The 16,505-nt window shown below is 42.3% G+C and carries 16 protein-coding genes and 2 pseudogenes; 3 read left to right on the top strand and 15 right to left on the bottom strand.

Annotation, left to right across the window (positions count from 1 at the left end; genetic code table 11):
• Nucleotides 1-3: 3 nt before the first annotated feature.
• The 7 genes from AM500_RS09430 to AM500_RS09400 form a co-directional block, all read right to left on the bottom strand.
• A complete protein-coding gene (locus AM500_RS09430) occupies nucleotides 4-513 on the bottom strand; it encodes a cytochrome c-type biogenesis protein (RefSeq protein WP_053598984.1) in 510 nt (169 codons plus the stop codon).
• The gene (locus AM500_RS09425; protein WP_053598983.1) at nucleotides 514-2,496 is read right to left on the bottom strand and encodes a heme lyase CcmF/NrfE family subunit; all 1,983 of its coding nucleotides are present in this window, start codon (nucleotides 2,494-2,496) and stop codon (nucleotides 514-516) included.
• Nucleotides 2,497-2,521: 25 nt separating this feature from the next.
• Nucleotides 2,522-2,974, bottom strand: a complete 453-nt coding sequence (locus AM500_RS09420; RefSeq protein WP_043932806.1) for a cytochrome c maturation protein CcmE — start codon at nucleotides 2,972-2,974, stop codon at nucleotides 2,522-2,524.
• 13 nt (nucleotides 2,975-2,987) lie between these two features.
• Entirely contained in the window at nucleotides 2,988-4,052 is a 1,065-nt protein-coding gene (locus tag AM500_RS09415; protein WP_053598982.1) for a hypothetical protein, read from the bottom strand.
• A 674-nt stretch (nucleotides 4,053-4,726) separates the two neighbouring features.
• The gene (locus tag AM500_RS09410) at nucleotides 4,727-5,386 is read right to left on the bottom strand and encodes a cytochrome c (RefSeq protein ID WP_053598981.1); all 660 of its coding nucleotides are present in this window, start codon (nucleotides 5,384-5,386) and stop codon (nucleotides 4,727-4,729) included.
• Between the two features lie 112 nt (nucleotides 5,387-5,498).
• Nucleotides 5,499-6,170, bottom strand: coding sequence for a response regulator (locus AM500_RS09405; protein WP_053598980.1), 672 nt, complete (start codon nucleotides 6,168-6,170; stop codon nucleotides 5,499-5,501).
• 263 nt (nucleotides 6,171-6,433) lie between these two features.
• Nucleotides 6,434-6,922, bottom strand: coding sequence for a DUF6803 family protein (locus AM500_RS09400; protein ID WP_043932801.1), 489 nt, complete (start codon nucleotides 6,920-6,922; stop codon nucleotides 6,434-6,436).
• A gap of 331 nt (nucleotides 6,923-7,253) precedes the next feature.
• Between AM500_RS09400 and AM500_RS09395 the strand changes: the two genes are divergently transcribed.
• Nucleotides 7,254-7,688 (top strand): NUDIX hydrolase, encoded by a 435-nt coding sequence (locus AM500_RS09395; protein WP_053598979.1) that lies wholly within the window; start codon nucleotides 7,254-7,256, stop codon nucleotides 7,686-7,688.
• A gap of 144 nt (nucleotides 7,689-7,832) precedes the next feature.
• On the opposite strand, the gene efp is transcribed toward AM500_RS09395, so the two are convergent.
• The 4 genes from efp to AM500_RS09375 all read right to left on the bottom strand — a co-directional run bounded on the left by efp (nucleotide 7,833) and on the right by AM500_RS09375 (nucleotide 10,492).
• On the bottom strand, nucleotides 7,833-8,390 hold the full coding sequence (efp, locus tag AM500_RS09390; RefSeq protein WP_053598978.1) for an elongation factor P: 558 nt from the start codon (nucleotides 8,388-8,390) through the stop codon (nucleotides 7,833-7,835).
• A 20-nt stretch (nucleotides 8,391-8,410) separates the two neighbouring features.
• A complete protein-coding gene (locus AM500_RS09385; RefSeq protein WP_053598977.1) occupies nucleotides 8,411-9,472 on the bottom strand; it encodes a M24 family metallopeptidase in 1,062 nt (353 codons plus the stop codon).
• On the bottom strand, nucleotides 9,469-9,924 hold the full coding sequence (gene aroQ, locus AM500_RS09380; protein WP_053598976.1) for a type II 3-dehydroquinate dehydratase: 456 nt from the start codon (nucleotides 9,922-9,924) through the stop codon (nucleotides 9,469-9,471). The genes AM500_RS09385 and aroQ overlap by 4 nt, the downstream gene beginning before the upstream one ends.
• 79 nt (nucleotides 9,925-10,003) lie before the next feature.
• Nucleotides 10,004-10,492 carry a YqhR family membrane protein gene (locus AM500_RS09375; RefSeq protein ID WP_053598975.1) on the bottom strand — a complete coding sequence of 163 codons (489 nt, stop codon included), beginning with the start codon at nucleotides 10,490-10,492 and terminating at the stop codon, nucleotides 10,004-10,006.
• Nucleotides 10,493-10,673: 181 nt separating this feature from the next.
• Between AM500_RS09375 and AM500_RS09370 the strand changes: the two genes are divergently transcribed.
• Entirely contained in the window at nucleotides 10,674-11,621 is a 948-nt protein-coding gene (locus AM500_RS09370) for a DUF1385 domain-containing protein (protein ID WP_053598974.1), read from the top strand.
• 66 nt (nucleotides 11,622-11,687) lie between these two features.
• Nucleotides 11,688-12,062, top strand: coding sequence for an SA1362 family protein (locus AM500_RS09365; RefSeq protein WP_053598973.1), 375 nt, complete (start codon nucleotides 11,688-11,690; stop codon nucleotides 12,060-12,062).
• 174 nt (nucleotides 12,063-12,236) lie between these two features.
• Here the strand turns inward: AM500_RS09365 and AM500_RS09360 are convergent, their stop codons facing one another.
• From AM500_RS09360 to AM500_RS09345, 4 genes and pseudogenes are all read right to left on the bottom strand, one after another.
• A complete protein-coding gene (locus AM500_RS09360) occupies nucleotides 12,237-13,121 on the bottom strand; it encodes a patatin-like phospholipase family protein (RefSeq protein ID WP_053601675.1) in 885 nt (294 codons plus the stop codon).
• Between the two features lie 97 nt (nucleotides 13,122-13,218).
• Nucleotides 13,219-14,244, bottom strand: coding sequence for a spore photoproduct lyase (gene splB, locus AM500_RS09355; protein ID WP_053598972.1), 1,026 nt, complete (start codon nucleotides 14,242-14,244; stop codon nucleotides 13,219-13,221).
• 106 nt (nucleotides 14,245-14,350) lie between these two features.
• Nucleotides 14,351-14,953 (bottom strand): annotated as a pseudogene (locus AM500_RS09350) (hypothetical protein); the annotation flags it as partial.
• Nucleotides 14,954-15,254: 301 nt separating this feature from the next.
• Nucleotides 15,255-16,391: pseudogene (locus tag AM500_RS09345) on the bottom strand (vitamin B12-dependent ribonucleotide reductase); the annotation flags it as partial.
• Nucleotides 16,392-16,505 lie beyond the last annotated feature (114 nt).

Below are 16,505 nucleotides of genomic sequence, written 5' to 3'. Positions count from 1 at the left end.
ATCCTAAAGATACTTTTTTCGTTCCTCGTCAATGATTGAAGAAAGGATTTCACCCTCTACTTCGTCAGTTCCGACAATTTCTTCTTCCATTAAGGTTTGAGGCCCTTTTCTCTTGACCCATTTTCTAATGACAAAGAATACCGCGGTCCCTGCTCCGCCTAGTGCAACAAATGGAAAGACCCAAGCAGTCAGGCTGAAACCTTCTTTTTCAGGAGCTGTCAGGATTTCTTCCCCATAAATGCCGATATAGTATTTACGGATTTCATCCTTATCCATGCCCTTGTTCATCATTCCTACGAGGTCTGCCTTGAATTCCACAGTCAGGTTACAGGTGTTCGGATCACATTCATAGTGGTCCTGCCCGCAGCCACATGTACAGGCAAACTGGGATGCAACTGCCTTAAATTCCGGGGACTTATAGTCAAATTCCTTATCCTTTGCTTCGGCAGGTGCTATTGCTGCCTGGAACAGGACCAGCGCAATCAGCAGTCCCGCATAAAGCTTTTTCAGCATTTAAGCCACCTCCCTGGATGTACCAGTATATCTAGGGGTAACATTTTGATATCTGCCATTCCATACCGCAAACACCGAACCTATTACAATCAGGAATGATCCGACCCACATAGCGGTCATCATTGGAATTACTTTTACGATGAAAGTTGCCCTTCCATCATCTTCCCAGGCGCTGAGGATAATATATAAATCCTCAACTGCGTTTGAAATTAGTGCTACTTCCGAGGATGGCTGATCCCAGTTGCCGTAGAAAACTTTTTCCACCTCGTAATTGCCTAATCTTTCACCATTTTTAAATACTGTCAAATCTGCGTAAACGATATCATTGATGCCCTCAGACCTTTGGTCCAGCTTGTCATAATTGATCCTGTAATCATCAATTTCAATAGAACCACCAACTTCAACAGTTTTCATTGTTTCATGGTCATAGTTCTGAGAGCCGATAATTCCGACAGCAATAAAGGCGATACCTAAATGGACGATGTAGCCTCCATAACGGCGGCGGTTCTTTGTCATCAGGCGGTAAAGCGCAACAGGAATGCTTTCATGAGTCATTTTCCGGCGTGCCCTGACACCTCTATGAAACTCTAGATAGTGAGTGCATAGCAGAAGCGAGATGACACCATATCCAATGACAGCCCATGCCTTTGAAATTCCAAGGATAACCATCATGGCCATTGCCACAACCGCGATAATGGCTGGAATAAGGAAATTCTTCTTCAGGTTTTTAAGGGATGATCTTTGCCATGCAAGCAGAGGACAAACCGCCATAACGAACATCATCGCTAGTAAAATTGGTGCCTGCGTTGCATTAAAGAATGGGATTCCGACCGTAACCTTCGTGCCGCGGACTGCTTCAGAAACAAGTGGGAAAATAGTTCCCCAGAAGACTGCGAAGGCAGAACCTACAAGCAAAAGGTTATTAATTAGGAAACTGCTTTCTTTAGAGACATAGGAATTGAATTCCCCAGCACTCCGTTTGATCAGATTGTAGCGGCTCATAAGGACATACATTGCCCCAATTACGGCTACTCCCATGAAAATCAGGAAGTATAATCCAAGATTGGAGTTTGCAAAAGCATGAACCGATGTCAATACACCGCTTCGGACCAGGAATGTACCAAATAGAGTGAGAGCATACGAGATAATGATTAAACTAATATTCCAGACCTTTAACATATTCTTACGTTCCTGAATCATGACAGAGTGCAGGAATGCTGTTGCTGTAAGCCAAGGCATAAAGGATGCGTTCTCAACAGGATCCCATGCCCAGTAACCGCCCCAGCCGAGCTCAACATACGCCCACTGGCCGCCGAAGATATTGCCAAGACTCAAGAATAGCCAGGCGATAATCGTCCATCTTCTCGTCATCTTGATCCAAAAGTCATCCATATTCTTCAGGATCAAGGCAGCCATTGCGAATGCGAATGGAACAGCCAGACCAACATAACCAAGGTACAGAGTAACAGGATGGATGATCATGCCAGGGTTCTGAAGCATCGGGTTAAGCCCTTTTCCTTCAACCGGAACTTCAGGCAGTATATTGAATGGATTTGCAACAAACGCAAGTACAAGGAAGAAGAACACACCATTGGCCATCAGGATGGACATGATGTACGGAACCATTGGATTGCCTTTCATCTTCCGCGAAAAAACAATCATGACAATATAAAGTGTGAGGAAGAAAGTCCACAGAAGCAGCGAGCCCGCGTTCCCTGCCCACAATGCAGTGAGTTTATAAATAACCGGTAGTTCACTGCTTGTATAGTCATTGACATATTCATATTGGAATTGGGAGGTTGCTAAAAGGTAAAATAACGAAAGCATTGCGAGCGAAGCGCTTATGAACAGGCCAAGCGCCGCTCCTTTACCGCTGTTTACTAATTTTTGATTCTTTGTCGCAATCCCGTAGGTTGTCACCAGTAATGAATAGATTGCCAATGCAAGGCCTACATAGATTGTCGCGTTTGAGAATAAATACATATCGTCACCTTCTTTAATTTGGCTTCTATTCTTCGCTGGAAGGCTTGTTCAACTTGCTTTTATGTGCTTCCGGATCGTAGTTTTCAATATCTTCACCTTCGTACTTGGAAGGGCAGCGAGTCTTAACCGTTTCAGCCTGGAACGTATCTTTCTTAGTCGGTGCACCTTGGAGGATGACAATGACACCTTCCGAGAAGTTATCAGGCTTCACACCATTGTGGACGACATGCATCAAATTGCCTTCATTATCTTTAAGATCAAATCTCAGTTCAATCTTGTCCGCATTCCATTTGATTGATTCTTCAATTAGCAGGCCTTCAACCGTAACGAAATCGTCCTTATGCTTTTCCTGGTTAGCAAGCAAATCCTTCATGGTCAATTCAACGCCACTTGAACCTGGTGTAGCAGCCATAAGCAAAAAGATAATTGCTCCTGCAATGATAAATCCACCCAGCATGACAATTGTGTTCTTTTTCATTCCTTACATCCCCCTAAATCAATTTTTTGACTTGCTCTTCGTAAGCTTCCTGATCAATCTTTCCATTCAACAGCTTTTTTCGAAGCTCTTTTATTTCATCCGCGTTTGAAACGTTCTTTTTTTCTTGTTTACCAGCAGATTTTTTCTCTTTTGTCTTTTTCTGAGGAGTTGGGTTGTTCCGGTTGTCGGCTTTATTTTTAAAACCAAAGAACACGAACATGCCAGCAATGATGATAGATACTCCAATGATCGTTCCACCTGCAGCCCCGATTATCGGGCGGTCTCCATTTCCACCGTTTCCGCCACTTCCGTTGTTGGCTGCACCGGTAACCTGGTCAGTTGCAGTTTGGCCACTATGATTTTCGTCATTTGGAGCCTTCGATGTATCTACCATCGATAGAGTAGAAGCATTTCCTTCCTTTTTATAAGAAACTGCGTACTTTAGGGCATCCCCCTGTTTGACACCCTTTTGCTGATAAAAAGCAATCTGTTCTCCATACTCGCTCTTCTGGGTGCTGGAAGGCTTTGGATCCATTACGATGTCAGTCGACTTTAGTGGTGCATACACAATTACGTCGATTGTTTCAACTGCTGATGGAGTCTTGTATTCATAAGTAAAATTTTTCTGTGAATCTTTTACAGCAATTGGGTTGGAATAGTACTCGACCACGAAGCTATAGGCAGCATCTTTTTTAATGGGCTTCTGAGGCTGAAATGTTACAACCCCCCGTTCTTTATCCACTTCGTAAGGACGCTGTACTTCTGGTTCTTCAGGACTAGGAAATTCGGCAACCAGATATATCTGGAAATCTTTTTCTTTAACTGGCACTGGGACTTCAATTTTACCTGTGTAGTCCTGGCCGCTTTTATTGGTAATTGTTCCGTACAGGCCCACTAATAAGGATGGTTCCTCTTTCGGCCAATTTTCTGGATAATCAAACTCAGGCATGACTTGGATCTGCATTTCCTGATAGGGAAATTTATCAGTAGGAAAACTTCCTTCAGCATTGGTCACGGTACCGTTTACCGATAAAGCAATTACGGCCCCTAGCACTACCGACAAAATTTTATTGAACATGTTAATCCTCCTTGGCTGTGGAAAACCCTTGACTAGTTAGTACTATTTTCCACTATAGTCCTCTTTGAAATAAATATAATCGACAGTACTACTTCGTGGGTTATTCACTCTTGAACATTTTGTTAAAGGGAAAGAAACGTTTGGTTTTTGACATGAAAAGAACATAAAATGTTCACATTTTGCTTCCACTTGTTTTTTAACAAACTTCAACGAAAAGAATTCAAAGAATTTACTCGTGCATTCTGTTAATTTTCTATCTTGTGAAATTTTTAACATATGAATGTTTAGTGGTGAATTCGAACCCCTCATTTCCTTATTTCTAAAAATGATTACTATGTATTTAGTAAAATCACTAATTCTTATTTCCTATATTTACTATAATGCCTATCCTTTTTTACCAGTTATTCCAGATATGAACGTTTTGTTAAACTTGGCTAATATATAGTCATAACTAGTGAATTTGGATATTAATCTTTTTGGAGAAAAATGAGAAAAGAGCTTTTATTGGTCAAAGTTGAATGATAAACATTGAATTAGGAAAATAATTAATTCGAGCCTGGTTTGGAGAAAGCCCTCAACAAAAAAAGCAGCCCAATGCATTGGACTGCGATTTGATGTGCCAGTTAGTTTTAGTCTCGATAACCTTCAATTTACGTTTTACACCTTCATCTTGATTATTCCCTTTTTTCTAGGGAACGGATAAACGCGACAACATCCGAGATTTCCTGCTTGCTCAATTGACGGATACCATCTAGCCCTTTGAGGGACGGAGCCATCCGGGTTTCTTCCCGGCCGTAGGCAACTCCGATCCAAATCTGTCTATCCGATGTGTATTTCAAGTGCTCGGGATTAGCTAGAACCGTTCCCATACTCTTCTTGCCAGCACCCTTTTCACCATGGCATGTCAGGCAAGAACGGTTGTATATTTTCTCTCCGGCAACTGGATCTCCTTCAATTTTTTCAGGAACATCGAAATTGATCTCATCCTTTTGCCAGCTTCTCATAAAATCAACGACATTCTGCAATTGTTCTTCAGACATTCTCTCTCCATATGCGGGCATTGCAGCAGCGGGACGGCCATATTTTACACTGTTGTATAAGTCCTCATCCGAAGAGTAGCTTAAATAGACCTGGCTATTAAGTGCGGTTCCTACTTTTGATCCTTCACCTTTGCCAGTATCTCCATGGCAAAGTGCACATTCGGCTTTATAGATCTTTTCGCCGGCCTGGACCGATTCATAATTCTTGCCTTTAAATCCATTTGTGCCAACAAATACTGATATTCCAATTATGACAACAAGAATGTAGCTGCCGATTAATAATTTTTTCTTCATTATCTGCACCCTTGCTCTGGACTCATTTAGCAAAAGTCCTTATTTTTTCTGATTATTGTATGGCATTGAACTCCTTTTACTAAAAGCCAAACTATTAGTAGCGAAGCCCAGATTAAACAAGCTGCAGCCAGCCTTCCTTCTTTGCATAATTGGCTGCTGAAAGGCGGTTATTCATCTGGAGTTTCTCCATGATATTTCTAATGTGATTCTTAACGGTGTTTTCAGAAATAAAAAGTGCATTTGCGATTTGACGGTTGGTCATACCTTTAATGACATGGCTAAGAATTTCCTTCTCTCTCCGTGTCAGTACATTTTCCTTCTTCTCGGCAACCTCTTCATTTTCGGACGCACTAAGAACTCCACAAGTATTTGCCTCCATTACTTTCTTGGCCAACGGGCTCGAGATGATATATTCTCCTCGATAGGCCATATGAATGAAAACAAGCAACTCGTTCGGGAGGAGATGTTTTGTCAGATAACCTTTGGCACCATACTTCATTGCCTCCATTAGGCTTTCTTCACTATCATCGTTTGTCATCATTAACACATTCAATTCAGGAAGGTCCTTCATAATTTTCTTCAGTGCGTCTATTCCTCCGACTGTCGGCATGTCTACATCCATCAAGATTACATCTGGCTTTATTTCAAAAGCCAGTTCCACAGCTTCTTTGCCATTATGCGCCTCTCCGACTACTTCAAGAGAACTATCATCATTGATAATACTTTCTAGTCCTTTCAGGAACATATAATGATCGTCGACTATTAATACTTTTATTTTCTCCATCAGGCTATTAGCCTCCCCTAACCCGCGAGGCGGTTTTTGACCGTCGTAGGCTTCTAATATAGTAATGTGAAGTGAATATCCCACTTAATTACTATTGATTAGTTATATTTTAGTCCCCTCATATCCTACTGACTAGTTATCTGGGAGGATGTTTATAAAACGTTCAAATTTAGGGTTGGCAATCTTCACAATTTCTTCATAAGTTTGTGCTTATAGCTAAAAAAACAAGAAATAGCTGCCGGATTTCCAGGCAGCTATAATTACTACATATTGCTCATATCATGCATGTTGCCGCCCAAAGTTGGGTCAACCATTCCGAAAATCATGGCAACGTGTGCAACTATAAGGAATAATCCGACATAAAAGACATGAACTTTCATTTTTTGCTGGTCTGGTTTATTTTTCATAACCAGCCCCATATCGATTAGGGCCATTCCCAGAAGAGGTACTATTCCCAGCAAATAGAAGGTCACCGCAGTAAAGTCGACCCAGCCGTGCCAGCCGCCTGACAAGGTTAATGGGATCCAGGCTGTCTGCATTAAATAAATGAAAATTCCGGTAAAATATACTCCTGCAAAAATGCTGGTAATCTTATTTATTTTCCTCAGTTTTCCGTTAAAATTCCTTGTGAATAAAATACTCAGTTCGGTGATTGCAATGGTTTCAGCAGCTATTACAACCACTGCCATAAAGATAATCAGGTTCCACGGCTGATTGCTTGCCAACAATTCCATGTAATGCGTCATATTCATTGTGTTTTGCTCCTTTGTAATGGGGTTGACTATAATTTAAAAAATAAATGTGCAGAATCTAAGCAGAATTCATGGAGAAATTGTTAACATAAACCTCTGCTTTGCTTGGCAAAAAAAGAGTTCAGTTATCGAGTACTAGAACTGAATGTGAATTAAAGGATACTCAATATCTGGATAATAATGTTAAAATAAAAAGTGATTATCGCTATTTTGCTGTAGAAAAAAATATATCTTTTAACCATAAAGATGAGGTAGCAAATTAATCCATTTAAAAGCTGTTTTAATAGATAGAGATGGAAGCGTTTAGAGGTTTATAAAGGGGGCGCATAATGTGCAAAGATGGTTTGGTTCTTCAGGCTTATGTATAAATGAGAATGGCCATTTGCTAATGGTTTTACAAGGAACACCTGAAGAGAAAAAAACGTGGTCTATTCCATCAGGGGGAAAAGAGCACAATGAGACTTTTGAAGAGTGTTGTATCAGGGAGATTGAGGAAGAAACGGGATATTCTGCAGAAATTATTGAGAAAATTAAGGTCAAAATTGGGATTTACGAACATCTAAACTTATCGGCTGAAGTCCATTATTTTTTAGTGAAAGTCGTAGGGGGAGAGAGAAAAATTCATGACCCTGATAATCTTATTTATGATATTGCATGGAAAACCATAGACGAAATAAAGGCTTTAGATTTAACCTACCCTGAAGATAAAGATTTTCTTATTTCCTACATAACGGAGGTATTTCAATCAGATACCTTGTTTACCTAAACTATTGCCGATATAAAAAAGCTCAGGCCTCAATGAGGCTCTGAACTTTTAGTGTGCCATTTTTTCTGTTAAAGTGGTTACTAATTTCTTACGTAAATTCTTACTTATCAGTATTGATTCATAATCGGACCAAGTCTGGCTGGACTAGGCGCGGGAAACGTAAGAAGCATCAGTTGTATTGATGATTAGGCGGTCTCCCTGGTTAACAAAGAATGGGACGTGTACAACAAGTCCAGTTTCAAGTGTAGCAGGCTTGGAGCCTCCGGATGCAGTATCACCTTTGATGCCAGGTTCAGTTTCAGTTACTTCAAGTTCAACTGTATTTGGAAGTTCAACACCCAGTGTTTCTCCCTGATACATCATAATTGAAACTTCCATGTTTTCCTTAAGGAATTTCAACTCATACTCAATTGTGTTTGCAGGAAGTTCTATTTGCTCATACGATTCGTTATCCATGAAGATGTGCTGATCACCGCTAGCATATAAATATTGCATCCTGCGGTTATCGATTTGAGCCTTGCCAACCTTTTCACCAGCACGGAAAGTTTTCTCATTTACTGCTCCTGTACGAAGGTTACGCAATTTGGAGCGGACGAAAGCAGCTCCTTTACCTGGCTTCACGTGCTGAAAATCCATAACGCGCCAAATTCCGCCGTCAACTTCAATTGTAAGTCCTGTACGGAAGTCGTTTACTGAAATCATTTGTGTTCCTCCTAATTCCTTTAAAGAATAATCAGTTCCTTAGATGAGTGGGTAAGCTTTTCATTTTTATCAAGCGTAATCACAGTATCATCTTCAATCCGGACTCCGCCAAGGCCAGGAATATAAATGCCCGGCTCAACCGTCACAACCATGCCTGGCTCAAGTATTACATCAGAATGAACCGACAACCCTGGGGATTCATGAATTTCCAGGCCAATTCCATGACCTGTCGAATGGCCAAAATACTCTCCGTATCCTTTTTCGGTAATGAAATTCCGGGTGAGGGCATCTGCTTCCTTACCGGTCATTCCTGGCTTGATGCCAGCAAGTCCCCTTAGCTGAGCTTCCAGAACAATATCATAAATTTCCTTTAGCTTCTGGTCGGGAGCGCCTACTGCAATAGTCCGGGTTATATCGGATACATACCCGTTATAATACGCACCGTAATCCAGTGTAACAAAATCACCTGATTCAATTACTTTTTCACTTGCCACTCCGTGGGGCAATGCAGAACGGTATCCTGAAGCAACAATCGTATCAAAAGAAGATGATGTTGCCCCCGCTTTGCGCATAAAGAATTCAAGTTCATTCGAAACCTCTAATTCCGTTCTGCCCGGGCGGATGAATTCCAGGATATGTGTAAAGGCCGCATCAGCAATAGCCGCAGCTTCCTTTAATATCTTAATCTCTGCATCGGTCTTAATCAAGCGCAACTTTTCTACTGCACCGTCTACTGGTACAAGCTCGCCTTCTATTCCAGCCTCATAGGTTTTATATAAGCCATATGTAACATGATTCTTCTCAAAACCAAGTTTTTTGATACCCAGCTGCTTGGCTTGAAGAATAACTTCTTCCTCCATCGTACCTTTACGCAAGATAATTTCGAAATCTGCACATTGCTTGGCTGCTTGTTCTGTATACCTGAAGTCAGTAATAAAAAGCGCCTTATCCGCAGTGATGAGGACTGTTCCCGAGGTTCCAGTAAAATTGGACATATATCGGCGGTTGAAATCACTTGTTATCAGCATGCCGTCAATGCCCAGTTTTGAGAATTCATTTCTTAATTTATCTACTTTGCTCATTCCTGCTCCCTCTCCTTTTCGCTGTCCACTAGGGCGTAAAAAGCCAGTTCATACCCTTTTGTGCCCATGCCGCTAATTTGTCCCCTGCATACTGGGGCCGTAACCGAAGTTTGCCTGAAGCTTTCCCGCGCATGAATATTCGATATATGGACTTCGATAACCGGTACACTGATTCCTGCTATTGCATCACGGATTGCATAACTGTAATGTGTATACGCACCGGGATTGAAGATAATTCCATTGAAGCGTTCTTCATTTGCTTCCTGTAACCAGTCAATTAAGGCTCCTTCATGATTGGACTGTCTGCAATCGACTTCATAACCCCTATCCAATCCAAGCTTTTTAATTGAATCTTCAATAGAACCAAGTGTCTCCGCTCCATAAATGCCAGGTTCACGTTTACCGAGCATATTCAAATTCGGGCCATTCAACAGCATGATTTTTTTTGTCATCGATATTCCCCAAATCTTTATAATCTCTAATGCCAGCACTATTTACCTAAATCATTCTACCATATCAAAAGTTTTTCTCCTACTCGGATATCTCCTTGTTATTTTGAATATTCAAGAATTCCCAGGAGATAGAATACCCTATAAATACGCCGTATAGAAGGAAGAGGCATACAGATGTCACAAACGTATTTTTATCCAAATCTCTTAAAGGCGAAATTCCAGGAAAAATAGGATTCAGCAGCAGAAATATGATCAAGAAAACGCCAAGGCCAAATGCTGCACCAGGAATGAGCCCTTTGGCTTTTTTCAATAAAACCGAATAAACGAACGCAACTCCTATCGAAATCACCGCAATCAAAATCATAGAAATAAGCGTGCCTAGCCAGCTTGTTTTCCAATTACCCAATGCCCATGGCTCAAGAATTACTCTTGGAGAAATTTTCGTAAAATTGAAGTAGTAACCTACCTGGCCTAAAAAGCTCCAAAAAAGCCCGCCCCAGAAACCTGTTAATATGATTAACATACGAAATTCACTCATCTTGTTTTCATACTTCTTGGATGTTTCCATTTTTGCATCTCCTTTAATTTTAAGGTCTGTTTTAGTATGTACATCGGAGGCCTTCTCCTTCCAGCAAAAATGTTCAATCACAATGTATAGAGGTTTTTGTATTTTTCTAGTAGAATAAAGGAAAGTACAGGCAGTCTCCACTGCGGGTGCAACTTTATAAGTAGGTTGGTGTAGATAAAGAATGACAACGAAAGAAAACAAGCCCATATATGGGGGCCAGGCAGTCGTTGAAGGTGTCATGTTTGGCGGAAGACATCACTATGTGACAGCTGTCAGACGCAAAGATAATTCGATTGATTACTTAAGACTGCCGCGCACATCCCAACCATTTGTAGCTTCCCTGAAAAAAATCCCATTCATCCGGGGCATCGCAGCCATTATTGAAGCCAGCGCGAATGGTTCCAAGCACCTTAATTTTTCAACGGAACGCTACGATATTGATCCTAATGATGACGATACTATAGCCGAGCAGGAAACCTCGAAGCTTGCTCTATGGCTTGGCGTTGCCGCGATTGGTGTTATCTCGTTTTTATTCGGGAAGTTCCTGTTCACTCTAATCCCTGTCTTCCTGGCTGAAATGGTTAAGCCAATCTTTCCGGGCGACACGGCACAGGTACTAATCGAAGGTCTTTTCAAGCTATTGCTTTTGCTCGCATATATATATTTTGTATCGCTTACTCCACTCATAAAAAGGGTATTTCAATATCATGGAGCAGAACATAAGGTAATTAACTGCTTTGAGAGCGGCAAGGAACTGACCGTCGAGAACGTCCAAGCCAGCTCCCGATTACATTATCGCTGCGGTTCCAGCTTTATGCTATTTACAGTAGTAGTCGGCGTCTTCATTTATTTATTCGTCCCGACTGATCCTCTTTGGGTACGTGTCCTGAACAGGCTGGCGCTTATCCCGGTTGTTCTAGGTATTTCTTTCGAGGTCCTTCAATTCACAAATAAGCTTAGGGACATCCCGGTCCTCCGTTACCTTGGTTATCCTGGCTTGTGGCTTCAGCTTTTAACGACGAAAGAGCCGGACGATAGCCAGGTCGAAGTTGCGATTCTTTCATTTAATGAACTCTTGAAAATGGAGAAAGAAACTGAGGCGGCAAAACTTCAGGGTGAAATTGTATAAAAAAAGTGTAAAGCAAGTTTAAAAATGAGGAAATTTGCTTATGATGCTCTTAGGGAGGTGGCTATCTTGAATAAAAGAAAATCCGGTTTCTTTATAGGTGCTCTTATCTTTTTCGCGGTCATCGGCTTGTTTGGGACCTTTTTTAAAGATCCTGCCGCTTTCATACAAAATATCGCGATTGCCGTCCTGATCGGTTTGGTGATTTACTATATTTACCGCCGTATCACCGCAGCCAATCCTGCCAAAAAAGAGCAACGGGCTTTCCTCAAAGCTGCCAGAAAATCAAAGAAACGAAACGGAAATAAGAACACTCAACAACAGGGAAAGAACTCTTTCCACGGAACGCTTGCATCTTTAAAAAGACCAAAGAAGAAAGCACAGGCACATTTAACAGTTATTGAAGGAAAAAAAGGAAAGAAAAAAGACCGGGCCTCCTTTTAAAGGAAATCCGGTCTTTTGTTTATAATAAAAAAGTATTTTCTATTATGAGATCTGTCTAGCTCCAACGCTGAGCACAAAGGAAAGCATCCGTGATTTAACATCGCAGAGACAGGCAGCTTTTTGCCCGTCGTGAGGCGTTCCTGCCTTTCACAAAGGCACTTGCGCTTTTCTTTGTCAATAACTCCACTTCCGGAAAAAGAATTCAGCACAATCCCTGCCATGTTTTATCAACAGGTCCTTTTTCTCCTCTGTCAATTCAAATTCTGTCGCCAAAACACCGGATGTGGGGATAAAGATAATATTCCTGGCATGCTTACGGGCAATGTATCTCGCATCATGGGCGTCCTTCATTGTTTCAAAAAGCGCCTCAAACAATTGGATGGCATTTTTTATTTTGTGCTTAGGATGATTTTCTGGATCGTGGCTTAGCTTAATGCCCAGAACCGGCCTTACTTTCTTCACATTCTCCCGATCAAACAGCCACATTGGGAAATTGCTCAGGACACCGCCGTCCACCAGGATGTTAGTCCCGCTGGCATCCGTTAGCTTAACAGGCTCAAAAAAGTAGGGAATGCTGCAGCTCATCCTGACAGCCTTGGCTATCGAAAAAGAAGCAGGTGAGAGACCGTATTTTGGAAGGTCATCCGGCAGAATAACCATCCTCCCATTTGATAGGTCAGAGGCAACGATCCTTAATGTTTCAGGTGGCAGGTCCCCAAAGGTTCTTAATCCTTTTAAAGCGAGTTTTTCAGCAATCCAGGCTTCCAGTGCGTCCCCTTTATACAATCCCATTTTCCAATAAAGAAGCAGCCATTTTGTTAAAGGAGAAGGTAATAGCAATTTGCGTGAATCAAGCAGCTTTTCCAAATTCAATTCATCAAGGAGGCCACGCATTTCAGCGCTTGTATACCCCGCTGCGACAAGGCTTGCAACAATGGACCCAGCACTTGTCCCCGCCACCCGGCAAAACCTGAAGCCCCGCCTTTCAACGGCCTCATATGCACCGATTAGAGCGAAGCCTTTTATTCCCCCACCGGAAAAAACACCGTCTATCAGCATGGAAGCCACTCCCATCGATGTATTCACTCCTACATCTTTAAGCGGCTTTACTGCAAAATAGTACGGTGGACAAATTGAAAATTTAAATTAAACCATCTTATGTGAAATACTGTATTTCAGCATTTGGGAAGTATTCGCCAATATATCCTCGAATGGTGGACTCAAGTCGTGCTGCTTCCTCGGTTGGATAAACATATTTACCGATCCCGTACCTGCCCCATTTATACTTGCGTTTTTCTTCATTCATTTCAAGCTTGGTTTTAGGATATCGTTTCATGATTACATTCTTAGCTGGCTTGGTGTAACGATGCTGAATCATCTCAAATGATAGATCTTTGATTTCGACCCCATCAAGCGACACCTTCAATCTTTCGAATAATTCATGGTAGCCCTCTTCCCAGTTCTCATGCATGTAAATTGGCGCAACAATGAAGCCCAGCGGATACCCAGCTCCCGCAACCTTGCGAGCTGCTTCCAGTCTTTCATCAAAGGAGGAAGTCCCAGGCTCAAAATTTTTAATCACATAACGGGAATTCACACTGAATCTGAACCTCGTTTTTCCGTTGTGCTTTGCATCCAATAGATGATCGACATGCTGATACTTCGTCACGAACCTTAATTGGCCAAACTCCGACTGCCCAATGAACTCAATCGCTCTTTTTAACGAATGGGTAAGATGGTCGATGCCGACGATATCAGATGTACACGCTGCCTCAAATCGTGTAATCTCTGGAGCTCGTTCGTCCATATATTTCTGTGCCTGTTCAAATATTTCATCAAGATTCACATACGTCCTGATATACGGCTTGCTCCCTAATGTGGTTTGAAGATAGCAGTAGTGGCAATGGCCCATGCATCCAGTTGCAAGCGGAATTGCGTACTCCGCTGATGGCTTGGATGTGTCGAATTTCAGTGTCCGGCGTACACCGACCACCAATGTCGATTTGGCGTTCCGGTACTTCTGGAGTTCGTTTTCACCCGGGATGTTCCTAACCTGGTTATGTGATGTGGTCTCCCTGATTTCAAGTCCCATGCTTTCAAACTTTTCCTTCAGTTCTCGGCCGAGCGGGTATTCAAGAGCCTGTGGCTCAATATAAACCAATTGCGGCATAAATGGCTTCATAAGTTCATCCCTCTTTTTTGCAAAAAGTCTTGCTAGTAGTATCAGCAAAAAAGGGATATTGAACAGAAAAAGGGACGGAAAAATATTTCCATCCCTTTTTTCTTACTTATAGACCACACTTTAATTGCGCATTACAGTTTGTACACGTATTGCAGCCGCCTATTTCCTTAACCTTTCCTTTGCGGCAAACAGGACATGTGTTGCCGATTTCAGAACCGATCGTGACATCTGTCGAACGGAGGTCGCTGATTGTATCAACAAGGACAACATGCTGCTTTTGCTTTGGTTTTCCCTCAAGAGTGTCATCTACTTTATTTTCTTCTGCTTTCAGGGTCAATACCTGGGAATCACGAGAACCATCAACATAGACCGTCCCGCCCTTGGCACCACCCTTGTAAAGGCGCTCGTACACTTTTTCGACCTGCTCTACACTGTATCCTTTCGGCGCATTAACCGTCTTGGATATTGAGCTGTCAATCCAGCGCTGAATAACACACTGAACATCTGCATGGGCTTCCGGTGCAAGATCCATCGCAGCCACGAAGAAGCCTGGAAGGTTGTCCGGATCTGCTTCAGGATGCTTTTCCAAATACTCAGCAACGATATCTGCTTTCACTTCAATGAACTTCCCGAGCCTTCCGCTTCGGAAGTACGAGAACGAGAAGTAAGGCTCTAATCCAGTGGAAACTCCGACCATTGTACCGGTACTCACGTTTGTTACTCTCTACATTGTAGAGGGCGGGATTATTAGTACCCGCTCCATATGTCGCCAATATGGGTCAGACTCTATCTTCAACCAATTTTAAACTATTTGGTTGCTCGGCGTATAGTCGTTGAGGGGTCAGCCACGACTTCCCTGCGGATTGTCTGGCAGGCATTCAAGCCTACACTCTTGCATTTTTACCATTGTTTCAGGCTGGTAAGGCCTCGGTAGCAAGAGATACTCCAGAGTTTCCCGCATATAGCCAAGTTTACGCTGCGGCCTTACGATCGCAGGGGGCAATGAGTTTACCCGTCGGTGCAACAGTCAGTAAGTGAGAATTTCGAATTCCATTTTCAAGAATCGCTGTTCTTACATTTTCAGGCATTTTCTTCATAAATCCAGTTTCAGTGAAAGCTTTCCTTAAACGATTTGTTTCTTCGTCAGTTTCACCCACTAGGAATGGGAAGCTTCCCTTTTCCTTGGCAAGTTCAATGGACGTTTCATATGCAGTGACGGCAATTGTTTCAAACACCTTATCAACTAGCTTGTTTCCTTCTTCAGAACCGTACTCGGTTTCGCAGTAGATCAGCAAGTCGTGCAGTCCCATTACTCCAAGGCCGACACGGCGTTCGCCAAGCGCCTGCTTTTTGTTCTCTTCCAGGAAGTAAGGTGTTGAATCGATAACGTTATCCTGCATTCTTACTCCTGTAGCAACTGTCTTTTTAAGCTTTTCAAAATTGACTGTTTTGTTTTCCTTGTCCGCCATTGCTGCAAGGTTAACTGCAGCTAAGTTGCATACGGAATATGGTGCGAGCGGCTGCTCACCACACGGGTTGGTTGCAACTACTTTTTGCCCATATGCTTGGGCGTTCGTCATGTCATTTGCGTTATCAATAAAGAAGATTCCTGGCTCGGCCGAGTAAGTGGCGCATATGTTAATCAAATTCCAAAGCTCTTTTGCTTTAATCTTTCTGTAAGTACGGACTTTATAGCCCATCTTTTCCCACTCGCGGACATCGCCGACTTTATGCCATTCTTCGTTGTAAATCTTCATAGTTTCTTCGTCATAGGTTTCAGTGGCAGGGAAACGGAGTTCATACTCCCCGTCGTTTTCAACAGCTTCCATAAACTCTTTTGTAAGAGTGACGGAAATATTGGCTCCTGTCAGAAATTCAGAATTGTGGACGGTATATGTACCGCCAGTTTCTAGTTTTTCTTCAGCATCTGCTATGATTTCTTCACTGAATCCTCCAAGGCCCGGGATATGCTTATAATTGATAATTCCCTGGTACATCGCCTGTTCCTGCAAGGTAAGCGGTGTGAACTTCAGTTTGTTCTTCGCCTGCTTCTGGATCCATTCATCGGTTGTATTTTCGATTAGGAACCTGAGAATACGAGGGTTCTGCATTTTTGAAATGATGAATTCGATAATATCGGGATGCCACGTATATACCGTTCCTTTCGGAATATTTCGCTGCAATGGCAGCCGGACTAGACTATATCATCACCCTCAGCTTTATCTGTTAGGGGCCGGGCGCTTATGAGAGTTTATTGTTGG

This window comes from Bacillus sp. FJAT-18017 (genome assembly GCF_001278805.1).
GTDB lineage: Bacteria > Bacillota > Bacilli > Bacillales > Cytobacillaceae > Bacillus_D.
Note: the sequence above shows the minus strand (reverse complement) of the source record. Positions and strands in the feature narration are given on the sequence as shown.